We start from the raw sequence: 24,554 nt of genomic DNA, 5'->3' as shown, positions 1-24,554 counted from the left end.
CGGCTGCGGTCGCGGTGCGGGAAGGACCGGTAGCCAGCGTGGAAGCGCAGGCGTCAAGAGACACACCGGCCCTCGATCATCACGACCGGTGTGCCGCGGCCGGGACCGCCGTCGCCCGGTGCCAGGAAGTGTGGGCCGAGCTGGTCGCCGAACAGCCAGTGGGGGGTGGCCAGGTGGGGGCTCCTCAGTCCCGGCCGCGGGCGTGCTTGAACCGGGCGAGGCCCTCGGAGAGTTCGATGACCGGGTCGGGGTAGTCGCCGAGTCCCGCGCGGTCCAGCCCTTGCAGCTTCCACGGCTCGTGGACCGACGGGCCGTCGATCCCGGCGAGTTCGGGCACCCAGCGGCGGACGTACGCGCCGTCCGGGTCGTAACGCCTGGCCTGGGTCACGGGGTTGAGGACCCGGTTGGGACGGCTGTCGGTTCCGGTGCCCGCCATCCACTGCCAGTTCATCTGGTTGTTGGCGACGTCGCCGTCGACCAGGAGCTCCAGGAAGTGGCGGGCGCCCACACGCCAGTCGACGTACAGGGTCTTGGTCAGGAAGCTCGCGGTCAGCAGGCGGCCCCGGTTGTGCATCCAGCCCTCGTGGCTCAGCTGGCGCATCGCCGCGTCGACGACGGGGTAGCCGGTGCGGCCCTCCTTCCATGCCTCGACGTCCTCGTGGGCCTCGCGCCCGGAGCGCCAACGGTCGTGCTGGGTGCGGTAGTCGGAGGACGAGGCCGCGGGCCGGGCGGCGAGGACCTGGCGGTGGAAGTCGCGCCAGGCGACCTGCCGTACGAACGCCTCGGCACCGGGACCACCCGCGTCGCGCGCCCGGTGGACGAGTTCGACGGGGGAGAGCGTGCCGAAGTGCAGATGCGGCGAGAAGCGCGAGGTGGCGTCGCCGGCCAGGTCGTCGTGACGGTCCTCGTACGCGACGATCCCGCTCCGCAGCCAGGAGGACAGACGCTTACGGCCCTCGGCCTCGCCGCCGGCCGCCAGGCCCTCGGAGAGCCCCGACATGCCGGAGCGGGAAGGGAGTTCCTCCGAGCCGGCACCCTCGGGGACGTGCAGCGTGCGCGGCGCGGTGAGCGTGTCGCGCAGATGCACCTTGGACCACTGCCGGAAGTAGGGGGTGAAGACCGCGAAGTGGTCCGAGGAGGCAGGGGTGACCTCGCCGGGCGCCACGGCCGTGGTCACCGTGTCGTGGACGTGGAGGCGCCGTCCCTCCGACTCCAGGGCCCGGCGCAGCCGTTGCTCACGCCGATGCGCGTAGGCGCTGACGTCGGACGCCATGTGCACCTCGTCGGCATCCGTCTCGGCGACCACCTTGCACACCTCGTCGACCACGTCGCCGGAGCGCACGATCAGCCGGCCGCCCCGCTCGCGCAGCCCGCCGTCGAGGTCGTGCAGGCAATCGGCGAGGAAGGCAAGGCGGTTGGGCGCGGCGAACCCGGCGTCCGCGACGCCCTGGTCGCGCACGAACAAGGGCACCACCTCGTCAGCCTCGTTCGCGGCCAGCAGCGGGGGATGGTCGTGCAGACGCAGGTCGGCGGTGAACAGGACGACCGAGACTTTCATGGTGATTCTCCGGGGGAGCGGGTGAGGGGCGGCCTTGAGGTGCTTCCGGTCCGGCGTACGCCGCGGATGCGGCGGTCAGCCGCCGGCCGCGTGCCGCCTTTCCGGCGTGGCCGGATTCCGGATCGCGGCGAGCGCGATGTTGCGGGCCATGCCGCCGAACACGACGGCGTGGAAGAGCGAGACGCTCCACCAGTAGGCGTGGCCCAGCAGCCCGTGCGGGTGGAACAGGGCCCGCTGGCGGTAGCGGGTACGGCCGCTGTAGTCGTCCTCCGCGTACATCTCCAGCCAGGCGAGGCCCGGCAGCCGCATCTCGGCCCGCAGCCGCAGCAGCCTGCCGGGCTCGATCTCCTCGACCCGCCAGAAGTCGAGCGAGTCGCCGGCCCGCAGATGCGCGGCGTCCCGCCGGCCGCGGCGCAGTCCCACGCCGCCCACCAGCCGGTCCAGCCGGCCCCGCACCGCCCAGGCCAGCGGAAAGGAGTACCAGCCGTTCTCCCCGCCGATCCCCTCGATCACCCGCCACAGCGCCCCGCGCGAGGCGTCGACCGGCAGCTCCCGCTCGTCGGTGTAGAGGCTGCCGCCGGCCCAGTCGGGGTCGGTGGGCAGCGGATCGCTGGGCGCGCCGGGCACCGAGGCGGACGACCAGCGGGTGGTGACGTTCGCGTCGCGGATGCGCTGCAGGGCCAGCCGCAGCGCCTCGTCGAAGGCGATCGGCCGGCGGTCCGCGTCGGGCACGTACCGCGCGATGTCGTGCTCGTTGCAGACGACCTCGTGACGCAGGGACTCCGCCAGCGGCCGCGCGATGGACGCGGGGACCGGGGTGACCAGCCCGACCCAGTGACTGGACAGGCTCGGGGTCAGCACGGGCACCGGGACGATGAGCCGCCGGGGCAGGCCCGCGGCCGCCGCGTAGCGCAGCATCATGTCCCGGTACGTCAGCACGTCGGGACCGCCGACGTCGAAGGCGCGGCTGACGTCCGCCGGCATCTCGGCGCTGCCGACGAGATAGCGCAGTACGTCCCGCACCGCCACTGGCTGAAGACGGGTGCGCACCCAGCTGGGGGTGACCATCACGGGCAGGCGTTCGGTGAGATAGCGCAGCATCTCGAAGGACGCCGAGCCCGAACCGATGACCACCGCGGCGCGCAGCACGGTGGTGGGCACGCCCGAGTCCAGCAGGATCCGGCCCACCTCGGAGCGTGAGCGCAGGTGCGGCGACAGTTCCCGCTCCGGCACGCCCGAGGGGGTCAGGCCGCCGAGGTAGACGATGCGCCGCACCCCGGCGGCCCGGGCCGCCTCGCCGAAGATCCGCGCCGCCCTGCGGTCGGTCTCCTCGAAGTCGTCGCCCGTGCCCAGCGCGTGCACCAGGTAGTAGGCGACGTCGATGCCGCGCATCGCCTCGGCGACCGAGCCGGCGTCCGTGACGTCGCCCTTCACCACCTCGGCGTGCCCGGACCAGGGATGGTCGCGCAGCTTGCCGGGTGAGCGGGCGAGGCAGCGTACGCGGTGTCCTGCGTCGAGGAGCTCCGGCACCAGCCTGCCGCCGATGTATCCCGTCGCCCCGGTCACCAGGCAGCGCAGGCCCGGTCCGTCGTCGTCAGCGTTCATCAGCTCGGGTCCTTCGTGTCGATGTGCTCCTGTGATCACTTCCGTGGACGCCGCCGCATCGGATGCGGCGGCTCCATAGGGTGATCGCGTGCCACGGCAGACGACCGGGAGCAGCCCGCAGCCGCCCCCTCGGGACCTGACCGTGTACCCCCTGAGGGAGCCGACCTGCACTCCCTCGCCGTGCGGCTGCGCCGTATGAACGGCGAGATCAACCGACTGGTCCACGGTTTCGCCGGTGATCAGGGGCTGCACGCCACGGACGTCCAGGTCCTGGCGGCGATCCTGGACGCCGAGCAGCCGATGACCCCGAAGCGGCTGCGCGAGCATCTGGGGCTGACCTCGGGCGCCGTCACCGCCTGCGTCGACCGGCTGGAGCGCGCCGGACACATCCGCCGGGTCCGCGAGAACGCCGATCGCAGGGTGGTGCACCTGTACTACGCGGCCGACGCAAGGGCGGCGGCCCGCACGTACTTCCGCCCGCTCGCGAAGGCGGCGGACGCGGCCTGCGCGCAGTTCACCGAGGAGGAGCTGTCGGTCGTGCTGCGCTTCCTGGCGGTGTTTCGTCCCTGGTCTTCCAGCACGTCCTCGGTTTCACCGGCAGCGCTCCCTCGGTACCGCTGTACGGCTTCGCCTTCCTGGTGGCGCTGGGCGTCGACCACAACATCTTCCTGATGTCCCGGGTACGGGAGGAGTCCCTGCGGCACGGGGTGCGCCAAGGCGTCCTGCGCGGCCCGGGCGGCACCGGCGGGGTGATCACCTCGGCCGGCGTGGTGCTCGCCGCGACCTTCGCCGCCCTCGGCGTGATCCCGCCCGCCTTCCTGGCCCAGATCGCCTTCATCGTCGCCTTCGGCGTACTCCTCGACACCCTGGTGGTGCGTTCGCTGCTGGTCCGGCTCTCGTGCGGGACCTGGGAGAGGTGGCGTGGTGGCCCGGACGGCTGTGGCGCAGGCCCGTTCGCGTCGGCGCACATGGTGGCGCAGATCGCGGGCAGGCGAACTGTGGGAAAGCAGCCGGGTGAAGCACGAGGAACGAAACTGGAGGTGTCGGCCGCTATGGGCGCGAAGGTGTTGGAGCGGTTCCCTGCCGGAGCTCCTCGCGGATCGTGGCCGGCGGAGGAGTACGCCGCGAGGCGCCGCGCCGAGGGCCAGTCCGCGACCGTTGTCATGGATTTGAAGTCGGACGCGTTCCTCGTGGTGGTATCGACGGCCGAGGACGACTGAGAACGCGGTTGATTCCACGAGCGGTTCGAGCAGTTCGAGGGGTTCGAGCGGTCAAGGGCTGCCGTGTTGCCCGCTCGTGAAATCCTGTGTTCCGCGATACGAGACCGGTCGGTAATTCCTTGACGGTGCTCGGCACCGCCTGCCACGATCGAGTGCATGACCATGCGACTGGACCTCACGCGGCGACGCCACGTCGACCTCGCGCGTGTCTCCAGCGCCTCCTGTTGCCGAGCGGCCTGATCCGCACCCGGATCCGCCGTATCCCTGGCACGCCGCACCTCTGGTGCCGCGTTTCTTCTCTCGCCGCCTGAATTCACCGCGCTGCCGCGCCCCTTCGAATTCGGCGTGCCCGAAATTCCGCAACAGGAGTTCCGCATGCCCCAAGAGCCCGCCAAATTCGCCTACTGGGTCCCCAACGTCAGCGGAGGACTCGTCACCAGCGCCATCGAGCAGCGCACCGACTGGGGCTACGACTACAACCGCGAACTCGCCGTCCTGGCGGAGAACAACGGCTTCGACTACGCGCTCAGCCAGGTCCGCTACATGGCGAGCTACGGCGCCGAGTACCAGCACGAGTCCACCAGCTTCAGCCTCGCCCTCCTCCTCGCCACCCAGCGCCTGAAGGTCATCGCCGCCGTCCACCCGGGGCTCTGGCACCCGGGTGTCCTCGCCAAACTCGGCGCCACCGCCGACCACCTCTCGGGCGGCCGCTTCGCGGTCAACGTCGTCTCCGGCTGGTTCAAGGGCGAGTTCACCGCGCTCGGCGAGCCCTGGCTGGAACACGACGAGCGCTACCGCCGCTCCGAGGAGTTCATCCGTGCCCTGCGCCAGATCTGGACCGAGGACCACACCCAACTCGCCGGGGACTTCTACCGGTTGCGTGACTTCACCCTCAAGCCCAAGCCGCTGAACACGCCCGAACGCCCGCACCCGGAGATCTTCCAGGGCGGCAACTCCACGGCCGCCCGCGCGATGGCCGGCCGGGTCTCCGACTGGTACTTCTCCAACGGCAAGGACTTCGGCGGAGTCGTCGAGCAGATCGAGGACGTACGGGCCTCGGCCGCCCAAGCCGGCCGCAGCGCACCGAAGTTCGGCCTCAACGGCTTCCTCATCGCCCGCGACACCGAGGCCGAGGCCCGCGAGACGCTGCGCGAGATCGTCGCCAGGGCCGACGCCGAGGCCGTCGAGGGCTTCGGCGCGGCGGTGCGGCAGGCCGGGCAGTCCACCGCCGACAAGAAGGGCATGTGGCAGGACTCCTCCTTCGAGGACCTCGTCCAGTACAACGACGGTTTCCGTACGGGGCTCATCGGCACCCCCGAGCAGATCGCGGAGCGCATCGTCGCCTACAAGCAGCTCGGCGTCGATCTCTTCCTCCTCGGCTTCCTGCACTACCACGAGGAGGTCGAGTACTTCGGGCGGCGCGTGCTGCCGCTGGTGCGCGAACTGGAGGCCCGACTCCCCGCCGCCCGACCGGAGTCCGTGCCGGCGCACGCCTGACCGACCGCTCACCGCCCACCGCGTCACGCTCCACGACCGCGTCCCGCGAGTGCCAGCTGTCGCCTCCAGCGACCGCCACCCTTGATCGCTTCCAGCGGCACCGTCTGCCCTCCCGGCGGCCGTGCTTGCTTCCAGCGGTCGTGCTCGCTCCCTGCGACCGTTTCCAGAAAGAGGACCCATGCCCACCGTCCTGTCCGTCTCCGGCAGCCCCTCCGTCTCCTCCCGCACCAACCGCCTGCTGCGCCACCTCGACCAGCGACTGGTCGCCCAGGGCCACGAGGTGATCCCGCTCGACGTGCGCACCATCCCCGCAGAAGCCCTGCTCGGCGCCGACTTCCAGCACCCCGCCATAGCCGCGGCCACCGAACTCTTCGCACAGGCCGACGGAGTGGTCGTAGGCACACCCGTCTACAAGGCCTCGTACTCCGGAGTCCTGAAGGCGCTGCTCGACCTGCTCCCGCAGTACGCCCTGACCGGCAAGACCGTGCTGCCGCTCGCCACCGGCGGCTCCACCGCCCACGTTCTGGCCATCGACTACGCACTGCGTCCGGGCCTCAGCTCCATGGGGGCGGGCCACATCGTGCAGGGCTGGTTCACCCTCGACAAGGACATCACCGTGCACGAGGACGGCTCCCTGACCGTCGCGCCGGCCGCCACCGAGGCCCTCGGCCAGGTGGTGGACCAGTTCTCGGCGGCCCTGGCCCGCACCCCGCTGCTGGCCGCCGCGAGCTGAGCGCCGTGTCCGCCCACATCATCGCGGACGACGCCGAAGCCCTCGCCGTCGCGGCCGCACTGGCCGACGACTTCCGCGCGGGTGCATCCGGTCGGGACGCCGAACGCAGGCTCCCGCGCGAGGAGTTGGACCGGTTGTCGGCCTCCGGGCTGCTCGCGGTCACCGTCTCCGCCGAGCACGGCGGCGCGGACGTCACCGCGTCGACCCTCGCCGAGATCTTCCGCCTGCTCGCCACCGCCGACGCCAGCCTCGCCCAGATCCCGCAGAGCCACTTCGTGTACGTCAACGTCATCCGCCGTCAAGGCAGCGAGGAGCAGAGGAAGTTCTTCTTCGCCGAACTGCTCGCGGGCCGCCGCCTCGGCAACGCCCAGTCCGAGGCGGGCACCCGACACGTCCAGGACATCCGCACCCGCCTGGAACCCCGCCCGGACGGTTCCTACGTCCTCAGCGGCGTCAAGCACTACTCCACCGGCGCCCTCTTCGCCGACTGGATCCCCGTACTGGCCCGCGCCGAGGACGACAAACTCCACGTCGCCTACGTTCCCGCGGACGCCCCCGGCCTCGAGGTGATCGACGACTGGGACGGTCTGGGCCAGCGGACCACGGCAAGCGGCACCGTCCGGCTCGCCGGCGTCCCGGTGCCGAGCGACCGCGTCCTGCCGCACCACCTCACCTTCGAGGGCCCGCAACTGCACGGCGCCGTGGCCCAGTTGCTGCACGCCGCCATCGACACGGGCATCGCCGCGGGAGCGCTCGCCGAAGCGGTGGCATTCGTCCGCACGAAGAGCCGCCCCTGGTTCGAGAGCGGCGCCGGGACGGCCGCCGAGGACCCGCTGCTGATCCAGCGCATCGGTGAACTCGCCCTGCAGACCAAGGCGTCGGAGGCGCTGCTGCGCGAGGCGGCCCGTGCCGTCGACACGGCGGGCGCCGACCTCACCGACGAAAGGGCGGCCGAGGCGTCCATCGCGGTCGCCGCGGCGAAGGTGCACGCCGCGCAGGCGGCGGTCGACGTGGCGAGCGGCCTGTTCGAGGTGTCCGGCACCCGCTCGGCGCTCGACTCCCTCAATCTGCACCGGCATTGGCGCGACGCACGCACCCACACCCTGCACGACCCGCCCCGCTGGAAGCTCCAGCACATCGGCCGGTACGTCCTGAACGGCACCCGGCCGCCCCGCCACGGCCTCCTCTAGAAACACGCCTGATCGGAGACCCCACGTGTCCCTCACCTTCCACTGGTTCCTGCCCACCAACGGCGACAGCCGGCACGTCGTCGGCGGCGGTCACGGCACCCCCGCCACGGCCTCCGGACGGGACCGGCCGCCGACGGTCGCCTACCTGAGCCAGATCGCCCGCGCCGCCGAGGACCTGGGCTTCGTGGGTGCGCTCACCCCGACCGGCGCCTGGTGCGAGGACGCATGGCTGACCACCGCCATGGTCAGCCAGAACACGGAACGCCTGAAGTTCCTGGTCGCCTTCCGGCCCGGTTTCGTCTCGCCCACGCTGGCCGCCCAGATGGCCGCCACCTTCCAGCGCCAGAGCGGCGGACGGCTGCTGCTCAACGTGGTCACCGGCGGTGAGAGCCACGAGCAGCGGGCCTACGGCGACTTCCTCGACAAGGACGCCCGGTACCGGCGTACCGGCGAATTCCTGCAGATCGTCAGGGAGTTGTGGGAGGGCAGGACCGTCGATCTGCACGGCGAGCACCTGCACGTCGAGGACGCGAAGCTCGCCCGGGTGCCCGATCCGGTGCCCGACGTGTACTTCGGCGGATCCTCGCCCGTCGCCGGAGAGATCGCCGCCCGGCACGTCGACGCCTACCTCACCTGGGGCGAGCCGCCCGCACAGGTCGCCGAGAAGATCGCCTGGATTCGGGGCCTGGCGGCGAAGGAAGGCCGCACCCTGCGCTTCGGCATCCGGCTGCACGTCATCACCCGCGACACGTCCGCACAGGCATGGGCGGAGGCGAACCGGCTGCTCGACGGGTTCGACCCGCAGACCGTGCGGTCCGTGCAGGCCTGCCTCGCCCGCAGTGAATCCGCGGGGCAGCAGCGGATGCTCGCCCTGCACGGCGGCGGCAAGGGGGACGGCCTCGAGATCCACCCCAACCTCTGGGCCGGCATCGGCCTGGTGCGCGGCGGGGCGGGCACCGCCCTGGTCGGCAGCCACGACGAGGTCGCGGAACGGATCAAGGAGTACCACGCCCTGGGCATCGACGAGTTCGTACTCTCCGGCTACCCGCACCTGGAGGAGGCGTACTGGTTCGGCGAGGGCGTCCTGCCCCGGCTCGCCGCACAGGGGCTGTGGCGGCATCCGTACGGCGAGGCGGCGGTGCCGTCCTTGCAGGTGCCGTTCGCGAGCTAGCCCGGCGTCACACCGTGCCGCCGAAGAAGACCTGCACCTCATGGATGCGGCCGTCCCGCACGGTGATCGCCTCGACGTTGCGGTACCGGTCGCCCGTGGTGAGCTCGTACTCGTAGTGCACGAGTACGAGCTCATCGTCGGCCGGGACGACGTGCAGCAGCCGTTGTTCCCTGAACCGGTCCGCGGTGGGGAAGCACCGCTCGAAGAAGGCCGCCTTGTCGATGTGGTCGTCCCGCGGGCTGGTGAAGGTGAAGTCGTCGGCGTAGAGCGGGAAGGCCGCGGCACGGTCCTGGGACCGGTAGTGCCGGAACGCCGCTTCGACGATCTCTGCCGGGCCGGCGGTCTCTGCCGGGCTGTCGGTCATTCGGGCTCCCTCGTTCGGACGACTGGCCCTGTTTCGCCACCGTAGGCCGCAGCGGACGTCCCTCGCATCAGATGTGCGCGAGCGCGGCGAGATGCGCGTCGCGCACCTCCGGCGTCTGGCCCTGCACCAGCAGGAACATCCCCTCCCGGGCCAGTCGCTGCGCGGTGCCGTCGAGACCCATGGCGCGGCCGCCCCCGCTCACGATCGCCGCGGTCGTGGCGGCGCGCATGAGGTCGTAGGCCCGGTTCTTGAGGGCCAGCCGTTCCCCGACGCGCTCGTGCGGGACGGGGTGACCGGCGAGTGCGTAGGACTGCCGGCGGACCTCGTCGAGGCGGTCGCGCAGCGCGCCTGCGGTCTTCGCCTCCCCGGCGTCGTCCAGCAGGCGGAGCGCGGCCTCCGCCACTCCGAAGACGGCCGGGGAGGCGTTGGTGTTGCGGGGGCGGTCGACGAGGGCGAACTTGTCCTGCGGGGTGCGCAGCACCACAGACTCGTCCGGCAGCCACAGACCGTCCAGCTCCAGCGAGACCGTGCGGGCGGCGGTCAGCGCCGCCAGCCGCATCGGCGGCGAGGGCCGCAGGCCGGTCTGCTCGCGGGCCTCGGCGAAGGCGAACACCACCTCGTCGGCCTCCGTCACGCCGGCCAGCAGCAGCACGTCGTTCAGACCCCAGCCCGTGTACCAGGGCACCGTCCCGTCGAACCGCCAGCCGCCCCGCTCGGCGCTCGCCCGCACCGGCACCCGGGGGAAGGCGCGGACGTGCGCGAACGCGATCCCGGCCATCAGCCCACCCGTGGCCAGCGGACGCAACAGCCGCTCGCGCACGGGAAGTTCGGCCTGAGCGAGCAGCTTCACCGGCGTGTGGTGCTGGGTCTGCACGAACCATGTCGAACAGCACGCCCCGGCCAGGATCTCGGCGACCTCACGCGCCACCGCGTCGGGTGCGGCAGCGCCGCCGTACTGCCGGGGCGCGCCCACCCCCAGCAGCCCCGAGCGCCTGACCGCCTCGATGTGGCTCGTGGGTACGCCCTCCTGGTCGACACGCGCCGCGTGCGGAGCGAGGAGGTCGTCGGCGAGGGCGCGGGCGGCGGAGACGAGCGGGTGCGGTGCGGCGGTCATGGAAGAGATTCTCCCGATGCCACGGGAAAGATTCCTCCGATCCGGTCGTGCGCGCTGTCGATCGGGGGGTGCGCCGTTCGTGTAGGAGGTGAGACAACAGCAAGACACCTTGGAGGACGTCATGACGCACTACCTGCTCAGCGTGGTCACGCCGGCCGACGGACAGCCCCCGGCCGAGGCGGAGCTCGGCGAGATCATGCGCAACGTGGAGGCCTTCAACCAGGAACTGCGCGACGCCGGCGTCTGGGTGTTCGCCGGCGGGCTGCACGGCCCGGAGACGGCGACCATGCTGCGCCCCTCGGGAGCGGACGTGCTCATCACCGACGGGCCGTACGCCGAGGGCAAGGAGTACCTCGGCGGGCTCTGCCTGATCGAGGCCCCCGACCTGGACGCGGCGCTGGAGTGGGGCAGGAAGGCCGTGCGGGCCACCACTCTGCCCATCGAGGTGCGGCCCTTCGTGGACCAGCACTGATGCCAGGCGCCCCCGACGTCGAGGCCGTCTTCCGCGCCGAGTACGGGCGCGCGGTCTCGGTGCTCGTCCGCTTCCTCGGCGACATCGACCTCGCCGAGGAGGCGGTGCAGGACGCCTTCACCACGGCCCTCGGGACCTGGCCGGAGAACGGTGTGCCGCCGAGCCCGGCGGGCTGGATCATCACCACCGCCCGCAACCGTGCGATCGACCGGCTGCGACGCGAGTCCTCCCGCGAGGCCCGGCACGCCGAGGCCGCCCTGCTGCACAGCCCCGACGCACCGGCCGAGGAGGGCCCCGTGCGCGACGACCGGCTCCGCCTGATCTTCACCTGCTGCCACCCGGCGCTCGCCCCCCAGGCGCAGGTCGCTCTCACCCTGCGCCTGCTCGGCGGACTCACCACCCCGCAGATCGCTCGCGCGTTCCTGGTGCCCGAGCCGACGATGGCCCAGCGCATCGTCCGCGCCAAGGCGAAGATCCGCGACGCCCGGATCCCGTACCGCGTGCCCCGCGACGCCGACCTCCCGGACCGGCTGAGAGGCGTCCTGGCGGTCGTCTACCTGATCTTCAACCAGGGGTACGCCGACACCCCCGAGCTGAGCGCGGAAGCCGTACGGCTCGGCCGCCTGCTCGCAGAACTGATGCCGGACGAACCCGAGGCCGTCGGACTGCTCGCCCTCATGCTCCTCGTCGACTCGCGCAGGGACGCCCGCGAGGACGAGCACGGCGCACTGGTGCCGCTGCCCGAACAGGACCGCGCCCGCTGGGACGGCGAACTGATCGCCGAGGGCCAGGCGCTGGTCCGCCGCTGCCTGCGCCGCAACCAGCCCGGCCCCTACCAGATCCAGGCCGCCATCCAGGCCGTCCACAGCGACTCGCCCACCGCCGCCGCCACCGAATGGGCTCAGATCCGGCAGCTGTACGACCAGCTCACGGCCCTCGCCCCGAGCCCGGTCGTGGCGCTGAACCGGGCTGTCGCCGTGGCCGAGACCGAGGGGCCCCGGGCGGCTCTGGCCCTCGTCGACGCGCTGGACCTCGGCGGCTACCACGTCTTCCACGCCGTCCGCGCGGACCTGCTGCGCCGCCTTGGCCGCGGCACCGAGGCGGTACAGGCGTACGAGGAGGCCATCGCGCACAGCGACAGCGCGGCGGAGCGCGGCTACCTGGAACGCCGGAAGCGGGAACTCGTCCGCCGATGACGCCGGGGTGGAGGGCGCCGGGAATTTATTTTGGTGTATGAAAGGTTGGCAAATACACCTGACAGCGATTCCAGCCCTTCGACCCCAACGTGAGGCACCGTGAACCAGCCCACCCCCGAGCAGCCCGCCGACGTCGTGGCACGGCTGCGCGCCACCTTCCGCACCGGCCGCACCAAGCCCGTCGCCTGGCGCACCGGCCAGCTGCGCCGACTGCGCGAGATGCTCACGGAGAACGGCCCCGAGTTGGCCGCGGCGCTCCACGCCGACCTGGGCAAGAGCGCCACCGAGGCCCGCCGCACCGAGATCGACTTCACGGTCCGCGAGATCGACCACACCCTCGACCACCTCGCCGCATGGCTGCGCCCCGAAGCCGCGCCCGTACCGGCGCACCTCGGCGCCGACGCCACCGCCTGGACCCAGTACGACCCACTCGGCGTCGTCCTCGTCATCGCGCCCTGGAACTACCCGGCGCAGCTGCTGCTCGCCCCGCTGGTCGGCGCGCTCGCCGCGGGCAACGCGGTCGTCGCCAAGCCCAGCGAGCTGGCCCCCGCCACCTCCGCCGCGCTCGCCCGTCTGCTGCCGGTGTACCTGGACACCGACGCGGTCGCCGTCGTCGAGGGCGGCATCCCGGAGACCACGGCCCTGCTGGCCGAGCGGTTCGACCACATCTTCTACACCGGCAACGGCGCCGTCGGCCGTATCGTCATGCGCGCCGCCGCCGAGCACCTCACCCCGGTGACCCTCGAACTCGGCGGCAAGTCACCGGCGTTCGTCGACCGCGGCACCGACCTGGACGTCGTCGCCGACCGGCTGGCCCGCGGCAAGTTCCTCAACGCCGGCCAGACCTGTGTCGCACCCGACTACGTCCTGACCGACCCGGAGACGGCCGCCGCCCTCGAACCCGCGCTCGCGCGCGCCGTCGAGGCCCTGTTCGGCACCGACCCGTCGGCCTCCGGCGAGTACGGGCGGATCATCAACGAGCGGCACTTCGACCGGCTCTCCGGCCTGCTCGGCTCGGGCCGCGTCGTCGTCGGCGGCGGAAGCGACCGTACGGCGAAGTACATCGCGCCGACCGTCCTCGCGGACGTCGACCCCGGGTCGCCCGTCATGCGGGAGGAGATCTTCGGTCCGATCCTGCCGATCATCACCGTGCCGGACCTGGACGCCGCGATCGAGTTCATCGGCGAGCGCGACAAGCCCCTCGCCCTTTACGTCTTCGCCGAGTCCGCCGAGACGCGCGCCCGGATCGCCGCCGAGACCTCCTCGGGCGGCCTCGGCCACGGCCTTCCGCTGGCCCATCTCACCGTCTCCGACCTGCCGTTCGGCGGTGTGGGGGAGAGCGGCATGGGCAGCTACCACGGCCGCTACTCGATCGAGACGTTCAGCCACCGCAAGGCGGTGCTGGAGAAGCCGCTGCACTGAAGCCGCCTCCTCCGCGATCGCATCACCGGTCGCGGCTTATATAAGTGAGAGCTGATACATTGGGCGCATGCACGCTTTCGATGTGCTCGGTGATCCGGTACGCCGGCGGATCCTGGAGCTGCTGGCCGACGGGGAGATGACCTCCGGTGCGGTCTGCGAGGTCATAGGCGAGGAGTTCGGGATCTCGCAGCCCGGGGTGTCGCAGCACCTCAAAGTGCTGCGGGAGAACGGATTCGCGACCGTACGCCCCGAAGGAACCCGGCGGCTCTACGCGGTCGACGCCGATCCGCTGCGGGACATAGACGCCTGGCTCGACCGCTTCCGCCAGTTCTGGACCCCGCATCTGGACGCGCTGGCCACCGAGTTGGCCCGCGGCAAACGGGCGCGCCGGCTCGGCGGCGCCGACGACCCCCCGAGGAGAACCCCATGACCGACGTGACCCATGACATCAACGACGTACGCCGGCAGGTCGGCAGGCGCGCCTTCAAGGCGGGCGAGGCGCGCGTCGTGACCGTGAGCAGGTCCTACGACGCCGCGCTCGACGACGTGTGGGACGCCTGCACCAACCCCGAGCGCATCCCGCGCTGGCTGCTGCCGGTGTCGGGGGAGCTGCGGCTGGGCGGGCGCTACCAGCTGGAGGGCAACGCCGGGGGTGTCGTCGAGCGCTGCGAGCCGCCCAGGGGCTTCACCGCGACCTGGGAGTACGGCGGCGAGGTCAGCTGGATCGAGCTCCGGCTGTCCGCCGACGAGGGCGGCACGCTCTTCGAGCTGGACCACATCGCCCACGTCGACGACACCAAATGGGCGGAGTTCGGCCCGGGCGCGGTCGGTGTCGGCTGGGACCTGATGATCAGGGGCCTGTCCCTGCACCTCGGGAGCGGCGGCGCCACCGTCGACCCGAAGAAGTTCATGGCCTGGGTGGGCTCGGACGAGGGCCGCCGGTTCATGACGGACAGCAGCGAGGCCTGGTACGCGGCGAACGTCGCGGGCGGCGAGGACGAGAAGACGGCGCGCGAGTCGGCCGACCGGACCATCGCCGCCTACACGGCGTCCGGCGACGCCGAATGACACAACAGAGCCGTTTCGAGCAGAACTTGAGCGCCTCTGTGCACATTTCGGATCGGGAACAGTGATTGACTGGTCTACACCCTTGACTGGTACAGACCAACACGGTTGAGTGTGGCTTCACACCCCCCACCACGGCCGTACCCCTTGCCGGGTGCGGCCGTGCTCCGTAAAGGAGTTGATCCGTGTTGAGGCGTCGTATCACCGCAGTCCTGTCCACGCTCGCCCTCGGTGGCGCCGTCCTGGCGCTCCAGCCGGCCCCCACGGCCTCCGCCGCCGGCTTCGTCGTGAGCGAATCGCAGTTCAACCAGATGTTCCCGAACAGGAATTCCTTCTACACCTACAGCGGTCTGACCGACGCGCTGAGCGCGTACCCGGGTTTCGCCAACACCGGGAGCGACACGGTGAAGAAGCAGGAGGCAGCCGCCTTCCTCGCCAACGTCAACCACGAGACCGGCGGCCTGGTGTACGTCGTCGAGCAGAACACCTCCAACTACCCGCACTACTGCGACGCGAGCCAGCCCTACGGCTGCCCGGCGGGACAGGCCGCCTACTACGGCCGGGGCCCGATCCAGCTGTCGTGGAACTTCAACTACAAGGCGGCGGGCGACGCGTTGGGCATCGACCTGCTCAACAACCCCTACCAGGTGGAGAACAACGCGTCCGTGGCCTGGAAGACGGGCCTGTGGTACTGGAACACCCAGTCCGGCCCCGGCACGATGACTCCGCACAACGCCATGGTCAACAGCGCCGGCTTCGGGCAGACGATCCGGAGCATCAACGGCTCGCTGGAGTGTGACGGCAAGAACCCGGCGCAGGTGCAGAGCCGGGTGGACGCCTACCAGCGGTTCGCCGGGGTCCTGGGAGTCTCTCCGGGCGACAACCTCTACTGCTGACGCCGCTTTCTGCGTCATGGTGTCATGCACCTGATCATTCCGACGCACTCGGAAGGGCATCACCATGCGCACCCCCCACGTCCTGCTCGCCACGACCGCGGCGCTCGCCGCCGCGGTCGTCATACCCCCGGCCGACGCGACCGCGGCCGTCCCGGCGCCGGGCGCCTACTACCTCCAGAGCGCCACGACCGGACTCGACGCGGCGGACAACGCGGGCGCCGTCGAGCAGCACAGACCCGAGGGCGACGAGGACCACCAGCAGTGGAGACTCACGGCGAGCGGCTCCTCGTACGTCCTTGAGAGCACCGACGCGACGGGCAGCTGTCTCGGCCGCTCCGGCGACCAGGCCCGCACCGTCAACTGCGCCGGCCCGGACGCCACGTGGGAGATCAGCCCGTCCGGCGCGGACCGGTACACGCTGAAGGTCCCCGGCGCCGAGCGCTATCTGACCGTGGCCGACAAGTCGGCCGGCGCCAACTACCCCGCCCAGCTCACGGTGGGCGCATCGAGCGAGCTCGCCGCCTGGTACCTCACGCCGGTCACCCCGACGACGAACCCCATGCCCTCCCAGGACCGGCGCACCCTGGACCAGGTCACCTTCCTCACCGCGCACAACGCCTACGCCAACGGGGTCGACGGCGGCTTCGCCCCGCCGTTCGTCAACCTCGTCCCCAACCAGACGCGCGGCATCGACCAGCAACTCGCCGACGGGGTACGGGGGTTCATGCTGGACCTCCACCAGACGCCGGACGGCGCGATCCTCTGCCACGACAGCTGCACGCTGGTCAGCAGGCCGGTGGCACTGTGGGTCGACCTCCAGCGCATGGTCGACTTCCTCAAGGCGCACCCCGACCAGTTCGTCACCGTCTTCCTCGAGGACTACGTCGACCCGGGCGTCCTGCGGTCCGAACTCGCCCGCGTGAGCGGCCTGTCGGACGTCCTCTACCGGCCCGACCGGACCGGCGTACGGCAGAACGGCTGGCCGAAGCTGGCCGACCTGATCGCGGCGAACCAGCGCCTGCTGATCTTCACCGACCACAGCCGTTCCGCGGACGAGTCGGCGGGACTGACCCGGGACAGCTTCGGCGTCATGTACCAGCGCGAGTGGACCGTGGAGAACTACTGGTCCATGGGCTCGGGCATCGGCTCCTCCGACTGGTCCTGCTACAGCCGCTGGTACGACGCGAACACCGACATCCCGCTCACCCGCACCGAATCCGGCTTCCGCCCGCTGTTCGTCATGAACCACTTCCGCGACGTCACCATCCCCGGCACGGCGCAGACCGACAACACCAAACTCGCCGACCGGGCCCGGCGGTTCTGCCAGCCGGCCGCCCGCAAGAAGCCCAACTTCCTCGCCGTGGACCGCTACGACCTCGGCGACCCGGCCTCCGCCGTGAACAGCCTGAACACGTACACCTATCCGTAAAAGTGCGTACGGCGGAGGCCGGCCCGTGTGCGAGACTCCGCCGATGACCACCGAAACGATCACCGCGGACGCCGCGGGAACCTGGAAACTCGGCGACTTCACCGTCGGCCGTATCGGCTTCGGAGCGATGCGGCTGACGGGCACCGCCGCCTTCCACCTCGGGACCCCGAGCGACCGGGAACGCTCGATCGCCGTGCTGCGCAGGGCGATCGAGCTCGGCGTGAACCACATCGACACCGCGGCCTTCTACTTCTCGCAGACACGGTCCGCCAACGAACTCATCAACAGCGCCCTGGCCCCGTACCGGGACGACCTCCTCATCGCCACCAAGGTCGGCCCCTACCGCGACTACCACGGCGAGTGGGGCACCTCGGCCCGCCCCGACCAGCTGCGCGGGCACGTCGAGGAGAACCTGCGCCAGCTCGGCCGGGACCACTTGGACCTGGTCTATCTGCGCCGTATGCGCCAGGAGTCCGTGGCCGAGCACTTCGGCGCGCTGGCCGAACTGCGCGAGGCCGGCCTGGTCCGGCACCTCGGCCTCTCCGACGTCGAACCGCGGCACTTGGCCGAGGCGCAGGCGATCGCGCCGGTGGTGTCCGTGGAGAACCGCTACGGCCTGGACTCCCGCGCACCCGCCACCGAGGAGCTCATGCGCCTCTGCGGCGAACAGGGCATCGCCTTCGTCCCGTTCTACGCCGTCGCGGGCGCGCGCGGGCCGCAGGCCGCCACCGGCAACGACGATGAGGCGGTGCGCGCGGTCGCCCGCGCCCACGGCGCGAGCCCCACCCAGGTCCGCCTCGCCTGGACCCTCCACCGGGGCCCGCACGTCCTCGCCATCCCCGGCACCGGCAACCCCGTCCACCTGGCCGAGAACGTCGCGGCGGGCGCGCTGCGGCTGACGGACGAGGAGCTGCGACGCCTGGACGCACTGCACCCGGCGGAGGACTGAGGCCCCTTCACGCGGCGGGGGTCAGAACGGCAGGTCGATCCACCGCCCGTTCTCGGCCGTCCGCAGGCACGGGGCCAGCCCGGCCTCGTCGAAGGCCTCTTCCACGTCGCTCAGGCCCTCGCTGAAATGCGCCCAGCTGTCGCAGTGGGCCGGCACCACGATGGGCGTACGCAGCACCGAGGCGGCCGCACTCGCCCGCTGTGCCGTCAGCGTCAGCGGACGCCCGCGCTCCTTGGCCTGCACCCGCGCCGCTCCCACGAACAGGACGGCGACGTCGATCCGCGGCACCCGGCGGGAGATCTCGGCGACGATGCCGACGGAGGCGTTGTCGCCGCTGACGTACACGGTCGGCAGTCCGTCGCCGCTCAGCACGAAGCCGGTCACCTCGCAGTTGACGTGGCCGTCCTGGTCGCGGTCCCCGTCGTCCGGGCCGTGCTGGGCCGGCACGGCGCACACCTCCAGCACCCCGCCGTTGGGACGGTCGATCCGGGTGGTCTCCCACGCCGGGAGCCCGCGGGCCGGCCCGCCCAGCCGCTGCGCCGTGACGGGCCCGGTGAGCAGCAGCGGAGCGTTCAGGGCGAACACCCGGCCGCGGGTGTCGAGGTTGTCGGGGTGCAGATCATGGCTGACCAGTACGGCGTCGACGCCCCCGACGTCGGCCTCCGTCGCGGCGGGACCCGCGGTCTTCGTCAGGTAGCCGTGGTTCCCGGCGTCGTCGAACGTGGGATCGCACACCAGCCGGAGCCCGCCCACGTCGAGGACGGTGGTGGGCCCGCCGAGCACCGAGACGGCGCAGGGCCGGCGTTCAGGACTGATCGTGTCGGTCATGACCGCACCTCGCTGGTGAGTTGGGGCTGTGGAAGCCGTACGCCGCCGGGCCGCGCCACCGGTTCTGCCGTTCGGCGCGCGCGGCAGGTCCGGAACTGGTCTGCTGGATGAGGAGCATCTCGCAATCTTTCCGGGAGAAGGCAGATGAGTACCTATCGAGTCGCCCAGGTCACCGCAGCAGGCGAACCCTTCCAGATCACCGAACGTGAAGTACCCCGGCCCGGTCCCCGCCATGTGCGCATCGCCGTGGAGGCGTGCGGGATCTGCCACAGCGACACCATCTTCGTCAACGCCGTCGTGCCGGGGGTCCGCTTCCCGGTCGTGCCCGGGCACGAGAACGCCGGGCGGATCGAGGAACTCGGCGACGGCGCGGGCGACATGGGCTGGCAGGTGGGCGACCGGGTGGCCGTCGGCTGGTTCGGCGGCAGCTGCGGCCACTGCAGGCAGTGCCGGCAGGGCGACTTCATCGTCTGCGCCAACCTGAAGGTGCCCGGGTGGGCGTACGACGGCGGCTACGCGGAGTCGATGATCGCGCCGGTCGACGCACTCGCCCGGATCCCCGACGCCCTCTCGGCGACCGACGCGGGACCCATGGCCTGTGCGGGAGTCACCGTCTTCAACGGGATGCGGCGCAGCTCCGCCCGGCCCGGCGACCTGGTCGCCGTCCTCGGCCTCGGCGGACTCGGCCACCTCGGCGTGCAGTACGCGGTCGCCATGGGCTTCGAGACCGTCGGGATCGCCCGTGGAGCCGACAAGGCGGACTTCGCCAAGCAGCTCGGCGCCCATCACTACGTCGACAGCACCTCCGGCACCCCGGTCGCGGAGGCGCTGCAGTCCCTCGGCGGCGCCAAGGTCGTCCTCGCCACCGCCAGCAACTCCGAGGCCATCACCGCCACCGTCGACGGACTGGTACCCCGCGGCGAGCTGGTCGTCATCGGGGCCGACGCCCAGCCCCTGGGGGTCAACCCCAACCAGCTCCTGATGAGCGGCAAGATCCTTCGCGGCCACCCGTCCGGCACGGCGCAGGACGTGCAGGACACCATGGCCTTCAGCGCCCTGCACGGCATCCGGCCCATGACGGAGACGGTGCCGCTGGACCAGGCCGACGCCGCCTACCGGAAGATGCTCTCCGGCGCAGCCCGCTTCCGGATGGTGCTCACCAACCGCTGACCGGCCCCCGCGCGCGGCCGCTCACCCCAGCCAGGCGCCGTCCTTCATCAGGTGCCGCCGGGGCAGTTCGCGCTGCTCGTGCCAGGCCTGCACCGCGCGCGGGCGTACCCGGAAGAAGGCGTACGACGGGCTGTCATGCCGCGGATCCCAGCCCGTCCTGGCGAGGGACGCCTCGGCGGCCGCGGCCGGTACGTCGCGCAGGGCGTAGGTCTCGACGTCACCGTCGATCAGCACCACGTCCCGGGTGTCCCCGAGCGCGAGCCGGGCCCGGCTCGCGCTCGGGGCAGATTGCGGCCCGTCGGGTTCGTCGTACGGGTCGCCGGCCACACCGCCTCGTCATGCCACACGAACCAGAGCGGGACCAGGCACGGCAGCCCGTCCGTGTCCGCCGAGGCGACCCAGATGTCGATCTCCTGCTCCAGTCGCCGCAGCACGTCCTGCCTGCGCCGACGCGGCTCGCGCGGTGACGTGTCGATCTTCATGGCCGGGACGCCGGTCGGTGCGGGGCGACGCCTCGGCCTCGGGTCCCGCTCCCGCTCGTGCGCGGGTCCTAGGTCCGGGTGACGACTGGCATCCCGAGGGTTTTACGTATAACCTCTCCCGTCAATCGCCCCTCCTGGAAGGCCCCGATGAGACACGTCGCCCTGGTCACCCTCGTCGTCGACGACTACGACGAGGCGATCGGCTTCTACACCGAAGCCCTCGGCTTCCGGCTGGTCGAGGACACCGCGCGCCCCGACGGCTCGCGCTGGGTCGTCGTCGCGCCGGGCGACCAGGGCACCGCGCTGCTGCTCGCCCGCGCCAAGGGCGACGAGCAGAGCGCGAGGGTCGGCGACCAGACCGGCGGGCGCGTCGGGTTCTTCCTGCACACCGACGACTTCGCCGGCGACCACGCCCGGATGCTCGCCGCGGGCGTGACCTTCCTGGAGGAGCCGCGCCACGAGTCCTACGGCTCGGTCGCCGTCTTCCAGGACCTGTACGGCAACCGCTGGGACCTGCTCCAGCCCGCCGGCTGACCTTCGAACCGCTCCGCTCCACGAAAGACCACGCCATGAATGCTACGCGCGTAGACACTGATGTGCTCCGCCGCCTCCCCAAGGCCGTCCTGCACGACCACCTCGACGGCGGCCTGCGCCCCGCCACCGTGGTGGAACTCGCGGACGCGGTCGGCCACACCCTGCCCACCACCGACCCGGACGAGCTGGCCGCCTGGTACTTCGAGGCCGCCAACTCCGGTGACCTGGTGCGCTACATAGGCACCTTCGAGCACACCCTCGCCGTGATGCAGACCCGCGAGGGCCTGCTGCGCACCGCCGAGGAGTACGTCCTCGACCTGGCCTCGGACGGCGTGGTGTACGGCGAGGTGCGCTACGCCCCCGAGCTGATGCTCGCGGGCAACCTGACCCTGCCGGAGGTCGTCGAGACCGTCCAGGAGGGGCTCGCGGCGGGCATGGTGAAGGCGGCTGCCGCGGGCACGCCGGTCCGCGTCGGCACCCTGCTGTGCGGCATGCGGATGTTCGGCCGCACGCGCGAGGCCGCCGACCTGGCCGTCGCCTTCCGTGACGCCGGAGTCGTCGGCTTCGACATCGCCGGCGCCGAGGACGGCTTCCCGGCCGCCGACCACCTCGACGCCTTCCAGCACCTGCGCGACGAGAGCGTGCCGTTCACCATCCACGCCGGCGAGGCGTACGGCCTGCCCAGCATCCACCAGGCTCTTCAGGTGTGCGGCGCCCAGCGCATCGGCCACGGTGTGCGCATCACCGAGGACATCGTCGACGGCAAGCTCGGGCGGCTCGCCGCCTGGGTCCGGGACCGCCGTGTCGCCCTGGAGATGTGCCCGACCTCCAACCTCCAGACGGGCGCGGCGACTTCGATCGCCGACCACCCGATCACGGAGCTGAAGGACCTCGGCTTCCGGGTCACCCTCAACACCGACAACCGTCTGGTGTCCGGCACGACGATGACCCGCGAGATGTCCCTGCTGGTGGAGCAGGCAGGCTGGACGGTGGAGGACCTGCGCACCGTCACGGTGAACGCCGTCAAGAGCGCGTTCCTCCCGTTCGACGAACGCAAGGCCCTCCTGGAGGACGTCGTCCTGCCGGGCTACGCGGCCGCGCTCTGAACCAGTCCGCGGACGTAGGCGGCCTGTCCGACGTGCTGGAGGTCGTCGGACAGGACGCTGTTCAGCCGTACGCCCAAGGTGACCGGCGGATCCCAGCGCTCGTCGACGACGCGCTCCAGATCCGCGGCGGCCAGGCCGCGCAGGGCGCCGAGAGTCTGCTCGTGGACGGCGTCGTAATAACCGGTCAGCAGGTCGCCGGAGTCGACCTGCACCTTGGCGACCTTGGTGGAGCTGTGCCCGTAGCCGGTGTCCTGGCGCGGCAGGTCGAGGCCGAAGCGCTTCTGCCAGTCCTGGGTGAGCCACACCTGGTCGAGCCCGAAGGCGTGAGCGATGTGGTCGTCCTGGACGCGGGTGAGGTGCCAGATCAACCAGGCGACGGAGTTGGCGTCATGGGAGGGCCGGGCGTTGAGCACGGCCGGGCCGAGTCCTTCGACGGTGGCGTGGACTTCTTCCTGGATGCGGTCGTACGCGTCGATGAGGATGTCCTTGGCATGCATGCATCCACCATCGCGCATTACGGCTCCTCGTGCGTGCCCTGTTCCAGAAGGGCCATCAGCGCCCGCGCCGCCGGGCTGGTCGCCTGCTGCGGCGGCAGCAGGGCCACGGTCTCGTAGACCGTCTCGCCGGTGCCCTTCACGGGCAGGGCGGTGAGCGCCTCGCGCTTGTGCCGGAAGTGCCGCGGCACGACGGCGATGCCGAGGTTCTCGTCCACCAGGTCCAGCAGGCTGTGCACGTCGTTGACCTCCAACGCGACGGTGCGCCGTACGCCCGCCGCGGTGAAGGCCGCGTCGGTGGTGCGGCGCGGTCCCCAGTCGGGGTGGAAGTCGACGAACACCTCCCCGCCGAGGTCGTCCGGCGTGACCGCCGCGCCGCCGGTCGCCAGCGGGTGGGTGGGGTGGCACAGCACGGTCATCGGCTCGCCGGTCAGCGACACCGAGCGCAGCTGGTCGGTGTCCGCCTGGGTGCGGTAGGCGAAGGCCAGGTCGAGGCGCCCGGCCGCGACCTCCTCCGCCAGTTCGCCCGAGCCCGCCTGCCGCAGCCGTATCTCCACATCCGGGTGGCGCCGCCGGAACGCGGCGAGCAGCCCCGCGACATGCACCCCCGCGATGCACTGCTCGGTGCCCAGCGAGAGCGTGCCGCGCAGCACGCCCTGCACGGCGGCGACCGCCTCGTGCGCGGACCGCACCTGCGCCAGGATCCGCTCCGCCTCGCTCAGCAGCGCCCGTCCGGCCTCGGTCAGCGTGACCCGGCGGGTCGTGCGGACGAACAGGGGGGTCTGCAACTCCCGCTCCAGCGCCCGGATCGAGGCCGACAGGCCCGACTGGGACACCATCAGCCGTTCCGCGGCCCGGGTGAAGTGCTGGTCCTCGGCGACCGCGACGAAGTGCTGGAGATGGCGGAGTTCCATGATTGAGAAGCCTAGCCGCTGAGTTCCATCGCATTCTCCTGTTGGACCACTGGCCGCAGGTCGCGACAGAGTGGGTGCTGGGTTCTTGCAGTTCCCGTAAACCGGACATTCGTGTGCCAACCCCTCTGGAGTCGCGTTGTACACCGCACACCCCGACCGCTACGCGGACATGCCCTACCGGCGCACCGGACGCAGCGGCCTGAAACTCCCCGCGATCTCGCTCGGCCTGTGGCACAACTTCGGGCCAGACCGCCCGGTCGAGACCCAGCGGGCGATCCTGCGCCGGGCCTTCGATCTCGGCGTCACCCACTTCGACCTGGCCAACAACTACGGCCCGCCGCCCGGCTCCGCCGAGTCCGCCCTCGGGGACGCGCTCAGGGCGGACTTCACCGCCCACCGCGACGAGCTGATCATCTCCACCAAGGCCGGCTACCTGATGTGGCCCGGCCCGTACGGCGAGTTCGGCTCCCGCAAGTACCTGCTGTCCTCGCTGGACCAGAGCCTGAACCGGATGGGCCTGGACTACGTCGACATCTTCTACTCGCACCGCCCGGACCCGGAGACCCCGCTCGAGGAGACGATGGGCGCTCTGCACTCGGCGGTCCAGCAGGGCAAGGCGCTCTACGTCGGCATCTCCAACTACTCGGCGGAGCAGACCCGCGAGGCCGCCCGCATCCTCGGCGAGCTGGGCACCCCGCTGCTGATCCACCAGCCGCGCTACTCGATGCTCGACCGCCGCCCCGAGGACGAGGGCCTGCTGGACGCCCTGGACGAGCTCCAGGTCGGCTCCATCGTCTTCTCCCCGCTGGAGCAGGGCCTGCTCACCGCCCGCTACCTGGACGGCATTCCGGAGGGCTCGCGGGCGGCGAGCGACAGCCCGTTCCTCAACTCGGACGCGGTCACCGAGGAACTGGTCGGGCGGCTGCGGTCCCTCGACGAGATCGCCAAGGGCCGCGGCCAGACCCTGGCGCAGCTGGCCCTGGCCTGGGTGCTGCGCGGCGGCCGGGTGACCTCCGCGCTGGTAGGTGCGAGCAGCGCGCAGCAGATCGAGGACAGCGTCGCGGCCACCCGCAACCTGGACTTCGACGCCGAGGAGCTGGCCCGTATCGACGCGATCGTCAAGCCGTGACCGGTCGTCCGTTCAA

At 71.5% G+C, this 24,554-nt stretch carries 25 protein-coding genes and 2 pseudogenes; 19 read left to right on the top strand and 8 right to left on the bottom strand.

The genetic code is table 11. The features are described from left to right. Positions 1–184: 184 nt before the first annotated feature. A complete protein-coding gene (locus ACGFYN_RS10865; protein WP_393865452.1) occupies positions 185–1,558 on the bottom strand; it encodes a cryptochrome/photolyase family protein in 1,374 nt (457 codons plus the stop codon). Between the two features lie 75 nt (positions 1,559–1,633). Beyond that, positions 1,634–3,163, bottom strand: coding sequence for an SDR family oxidoreductase (locus ACGFYN_RS10860; protein WP_393865451.1), 1,530 nt, complete (start codon positions 3,161–3,163; stop codon positions 1,634–1,636). Positions 3,164–3,358: 195 nt separating this feature from the next. Between ACGFYN_RS10860 and ACGFYN_RS10855 the strand changes: the two genes are divergently transcribed. The 7 genes and pseudogenes from ACGFYN_RS10855 to ACGFYN_RS10825 all read left to right on the top strand — a co-directional run bounded on the left by ACGFYN_RS10855 (position 3,359) and on the right by ACGFYN_RS10825 (position 8,974). Further along, positions 3,359–3,835: a MarR family winged helix-turn-helix transcriptional regulator gene (locus ACGFYN_RS10855; protein WP_393865808.1), complete on the top strand. Its 477-nt coding sequence runs from the start codon at positions 3,359–3,361 to the stop codon at positions 3,833–3,835. Beyond that, positions 3,718–4,181: pseudogene (locus ACGFYN_RS10850) on the top strand (MMPL family transporter); the annotation flags it as partial. The gene ACGFYN_RS10855 and the pseudogene ACGFYN_RS10850, both read left to right, overlap by 118 nt. A 358-nt stretch (positions 4,182–4,539) precedes the next feature. Then, entirely contained in the window at positions 4,540–4,623 is an 84-nt protein-coding gene (locus tag ACGFYN_RS10845) for a putative leader peptide (RefSeq protein WP_393865807.1), read from the top strand. A 135-nt stretch (positions 4,624–4,758) separates the two neighbouring features. Beyond that, complete coding sequence (gene sfnG / locus ACGFYN_RS10840; protein ID WP_393865450.1) at positions 4,759–5,880, top strand: dimethylsulfone monooxygenase SfnG; 1,122 nt, start codon at positions 4,759–4,761, stop codon at positions 5,878–5,880. Between the two features lie 178 nt (positions 5,881–6,058). Beyond that, positions 6,059–6,613 (top strand): NADPH-dependent FMN reductase, encoded by a 555-nt coding sequence (gene ssuE / locus ACGFYN_RS10835; protein WP_393865449.1) that lies wholly within the window; start codon positions 6,059–6,061, stop codon positions 6,611–6,613. Positions 6,614–6,618: 5 nt separating this feature from the next. Beyond that, positions 6,619–7,803, top strand: a complete 1,185-nt coding sequence (locus tag ACGFYN_RS10830; RefSeq protein WP_393865448.1) for an SfnB family sulfur acquisition oxidoreductase — start codon at positions 6,619–6,621, stop codon at positions 7,801–7,803. A gap of 25 nt (positions 7,804–7,828) precedes the next feature. Then, positions 7,829–8,974: an LLM class flavin-dependent oxidoreductase gene (locus tag ACGFYN_RS10825; RefSeq protein ID WP_393865447.1), complete on the top strand. Its 1,146-nt coding sequence runs from the start codon at positions 7,829–7,831 to the stop codon at positions 8,972–8,974. A 7-nt stretch (positions 8,975–8,981) separates the two neighbouring features. On the opposite strand, the gene ACGFYN_RS10820 is transcribed toward ACGFYN_RS10825, so the two are convergent. Next, on the bottom strand, positions 8,982–9,338 hold the full coding sequence (locus tag ACGFYN_RS10820) for a nuclear transport factor 2 family protein (RefSeq protein ID WP_393865446.1): 357 nt from the start codon (positions 9,336–9,338) through the stop codon (positions 8,982–8,984). Between the two features lie 67 nt (positions 9,339–9,405). Continuing rightward, positions 9,406–10,452: an acyl-CoA dehydrogenase family protein gene (locus ACGFYN_RS10815; protein ID WP_393865445.1), complete on the bottom strand. Its 1,047-nt coding sequence runs from the start codon at positions 10,450–10,452 to the stop codon at positions 9,406–9,408. 121 nt (positions 10,453–10,573) lie between these two features. On the opposite strand from ACGFYN_RS10815, the gene ACGFYN_RS10810 reads away from it, so the two are divergent. From ACGFYN_RS10810 to ACGFYN_RS10775, 8 genes are all read left to right on the top strand, one after another. Next, entirely contained in the window at positions 10,574–10,924 is a 351-nt protein-coding gene (locus ACGFYN_RS10810) for a YciI family protein (protein WP_393865444.1), read from the top strand. Further along, positions 10,924–12,120: an RNA polymerase sigma factor gene (locus ACGFYN_RS10805; protein WP_393865443.1), complete on the top strand. Its 1,197-nt coding sequence runs from the start codon at positions 10,924–10,926 to the stop codon at positions 12,118–12,120. Before ACGFYN_RS10810 ends, ACGFYN_RS10805 begins: the two co-directional genes overlap by 1 nt. Before the next feature lie 99 nt (positions 12,121–12,219). Continuing rightward, positions 12,220–13,542: an aldehyde dehydrogenase family protein gene (locus tag ACGFYN_RS10800; protein WP_393865442.1), complete on the top strand. Its 1,323-nt coding sequence runs from the start codon at positions 12,220–12,222 to the stop codon at positions 13,540–13,542. Positions 13,543–13,609: 67 nt separating this feature from the next. Then, positions 13,610–13,972 (top strand): ArsR/SmtB family transcription factor, encoded by a 363-nt coding sequence (locus ACGFYN_RS10795; RefSeq protein ID WP_393865441.1) that lies wholly within the window; start codon positions 13,610–13,612, stop codon positions 13,970–13,972. Beyond that, positions 13,969–14,610: an SRPBCC family protein gene (locus ACGFYN_RS10790; protein ID WP_393865440.1), complete on the top strand. Its 642-nt coding sequence runs from the start codon at positions 13,969–13,971 to the stop codon at positions 14,608–14,610. Before ACGFYN_RS10795 ends, ACGFYN_RS10790 begins: the two co-directional genes overlap by 4 nt. A 182-nt stretch (positions 14,611–14,792) precedes the next feature. Beyond that, positions 14,793–15,503, top strand: a complete 711-nt coding sequence (locus ACGFYN_RS10785) for a chitinase (RefSeq protein ID WP_393865439.1) — start codon at positions 14,793–14,795, stop codon at positions 15,501–15,503. A 64-nt stretch (positions 15,504–15,567) separates the two neighbouring features. Further along, positions 15,568–16,932, top strand: a complete 1,365-nt coding sequence (locus ACGFYN_RS10780; protein ID WP_393865438.1) for an RICIN domain-containing protein — start codon at positions 15,568–15,570, stop codon at positions 16,930–16,932. Positions 16,933–16,975: 43 nt separating this feature from the next. Further along, entirely contained in the window at positions 16,976–17,881 is a 906-nt protein-coding gene (locus tag ACGFYN_RS10775) for an aldo/keto reductase (protein WP_393865437.1), read from the top strand. A gap of 21 nt (positions 17,882–17,902) precedes the next feature. Here ACGFYN_RS10775 and ACGFYN_RS10770 read toward each other — a convergent pair whose 3' ends face one another. Continuing rightward, positions 17,903–18,709: an MBL fold metallo-hydrolase gene (locus ACGFYN_RS10770; protein WP_393865436.1), complete on the bottom strand. Its 807-nt coding sequence runs from the start codon at positions 18,707–18,709 to the stop codon at positions 17,903–17,905. A 144-nt stretch (positions 18,710–18,853) separates the two neighbouring features. Here ACGFYN_RS10770 and ACGFYN_RS10765 point away from each other — a divergent pair, with 144 nt between their 5' ends. Next, positions 18,854–19,879, top strand: coding sequence for an alcohol dehydrogenase (locus ACGFYN_RS10765; RefSeq protein ID WP_393865435.1), 1,026 nt, complete (start codon positions 18,854–18,856; stop codon positions 19,877–19,879). Between the two features lie 21 nt (positions 19,880–19,900). On the opposite strand, the pseudogene ACGFYN_RS10760 reads toward ACGFYN_RS10765, so the two are convergent. Continuing rightward, a pseudogene (locus tag ACGFYN_RS10760) lies at positions 19,901–20,361 on the bottom strand (pyridoxamine 5'-phosphate oxidase family protein). A gap of 147 nt (positions 20,362–20,508) precedes the next feature. On the opposite strand from ACGFYN_RS10760, the gene ACGFYN_RS10755 reads away from it, so the two are divergent. Beyond that, positions 20,509–20,895, top strand: a complete 387-nt coding sequence (locus ACGFYN_RS10755) for a VOC family protein (RefSeq protein ID WP_393865434.1) — start codon at positions 20,509–20,511, stop codon at positions 20,893–20,895. Positions 20,896–20,930: 35 nt separating this feature from the next. Then, positions 20,931–22,001, top strand: coding sequence for an adenosine deaminase (locus ACGFYN_RS10750; protein WP_393865433.1), 1,071 nt, complete (start codon positions 20,931–20,933; stop codon positions 21,999–22,001). On the opposite strand, the gene ACGFYN_RS10745 is transcribed toward ACGFYN_RS10750, so the two are convergent. After that, positions 21,983–22,498 (bottom strand): DinB family protein, encoded by a 516-nt coding sequence (locus tag ACGFYN_RS10745; protein ID WP_393865432.1) that lies wholly within the window; start codon positions 22,496–22,498, stop codon positions 21,983–21,985. The genes ACGFYN_RS10750 and ACGFYN_RS10745 overlap by 19 nt on opposite strands. A 17-nt stretch (positions 22,499–22,515) precedes the next feature. Beyond that, the gene (locus ACGFYN_RS10740) at positions 22,516–23,409 is read right to left on the bottom strand and encodes a LysR substrate-binding domain-containing protein (RefSeq protein ID WP_393865431.1); all 894 of its coding nucleotides are present in this window, start codon (positions 23,407–23,409) and stop codon (positions 22,516–22,518) included. A 136-nt stretch (positions 23,410–23,545) separates the two neighbouring features. Here ACGFYN_RS10740 and mgrA point away from each other — a divergent pair, with 136 nt between their 5' ends. After that, positions 23,546–24,538, top strand: coding sequence for an L-glyceraldehyde 3-phosphate reductase (gene mgrA, locus ACGFYN_RS10735; RefSeq protein WP_393865430.1), 993 nt, complete (start codon positions 23,546–23,548; stop codon positions 24,536–24,538). Positions 24,539–24,554 lie beyond the last annotated feature (16 nt).

The sequence above is a fragment of the Streptomyces sp. NPDC048419 genome (assembly GCF_043200415.1).
Classification (GTDB): domain Bacteria; phylum Actinomycetota; class Actinomycetes; order Streptomycetales; family Streptomycetaceae; genus Streptomyces.
Note: the sequence above shows the minus strand (reverse complement) of the source record. Positions and strands in the feature narration are given on the sequence as shown.

What these genes read in the sequence shown, in the direction of transcription:
- ACGFYN_RS10865 (WP_393865452.1), bottom strand. Translation starts at nt 1,558, where the DNA reads ATGAAAGTCTCGGTCGTCCTGTTCACCGCCGACCTGCGTCTGCACGAC.
- ACGFYN_RS10860 (WP_393865451.1), bottom strand. Translation starts at nt 3,163, where the DNA reads ATGAACGCTGACGACGACGGACCGGGCCTGCGCTGCCTGGTGACCGGG.
- ACGFYN_RS10855 (WP_393865808.1), top strand. Translation starts at nt 3,359, where the DNA reads ATGAACGGCGAGATCAACCGACTGGTCCACGGTTTCGCCGGTGATCAG.
- ACGFYN_RS10845 (WP_393865807.1), top strand. Translation starts at nt 4,540, where the DNA reads ATGACCATGCGACTGGACCTCACGCGGCGACGCCACGTCGACCTCGCG.
- sfnG (WP_393865450.1), top strand. Translation starts at nt 4,759, where the DNA reads ATGCCCCAAGAGCCCGCCAAATTCGCCTACTGGGTCCCCAACGTCAGC.
- ssuE (WP_393865449.1), top strand. Translation starts at nt 6,059, where the DNA reads ATGCCCACCGTCCTGTCCGTCTCCGGCAGCCCCTCCGTCTCCTCCCGC.
- ACGFYN_RS10820 (WP_393865446.1), bottom strand. Translation starts at nt 9,338, where the DNA reads ATGACCGACAGCCCGGCAGAGACCGCCGGCCCGGCAGAGATCGTCGAA.
- ACGFYN_RS10815 (WP_393865445.1), bottom strand. Translation starts at nt 10,452, where the DNA reads ATGACCGCCGCACCGCACCCGCTCGTCTCCGCCGCCCGCGCCCTCGCC.
- ACGFYN_RS10810 (WP_393865444.1), top strand. Translation starts at nt 10,574, where the DNA reads ATGACGCACTACCTGCTCAGCGTGGTCACGCCGGCCGACGGACAGCCC.
- ACGFYN_RS10805 (WP_393865443.1), top strand. Translation starts at nt 10,924, where the DNA reads ATGCCAGGCGCCCCCGACGTCGAGGCCGTCTTCCGCGCCGAGTACGGG.
- ACGFYN_RS10795 (WP_393865441.1), top strand. Translation starts at nt 13,610, where the DNA reads ATGCACGCTTTCGATGTGCTCGGTGATCCGGTACGCCGGCGGATCCTG.
- ACGFYN_RS10790 (WP_393865440.1), top strand. Translation starts at nt 13,969, where the DNA reads ATGACCGACGTGACCCATGACATCAACGACGTACGCCGGCAGGTCGGC.
- ACGFYN_RS10780 (WP_393865438.1), top strand. Translation starts at nt 15,568, where the DNA reads ATGCGCACCCCCCACGTCCTGCTCGCCACGACCGCGGCGCTCGCCGCC.
- ACGFYN_RS10775 (WP_393865437.1), top strand. Translation starts at nt 16,976, where the DNA reads ATGACCACCGAAACGATCACCGCGGACGCCGCGGGAACCTGGAAACTC.
- ACGFYN_RS10770 (WP_393865436.1), bottom strand. Translation starts at nt 18,709, where the DNA reads ATGACCGACACGATCAGTCCTGAACGCCGGCCCTGCGCCGTCTCGGTG.
- ACGFYN_RS10765 (WP_393865435.1), top strand. Translation starts at nt 18,854, where the DNA reads ATGAGTACCTATCGAGTCGCCCAGGTCACCGCAGCAGGCGAACCCTTC.
- ACGFYN_RS10755 (WP_393865434.1), top strand. Translation starts at nt 20,509, where the DNA reads ATGAGACACGTCGCCCTGGTCACCCTCGTCGTCGACGACTACGACGAG.
- ACGFYN_RS10750 (WP_393865433.1), top strand. Translation starts at nt 20,931, where the DNA reads ATGAATGCTACGCGCGTAGACACTGATGTGCTCCGCCGCCTCCCCAAG.
- ACGFYN_RS10745 (WP_393865432.1), bottom strand. Translation starts at nt 22,498, where the DNA reads ATGCATGCCAAGGACATCCTCATCGACGCGTACGACCGCATCCAGGAA.
- ACGFYN_RS10740 (WP_393865431.1), bottom strand. Translation starts at nt 23,409, where the DNA reads ATGGAACTCCGCCATCTCCAGCACTTCGTCGCGGTCGCCGAGGACCAG.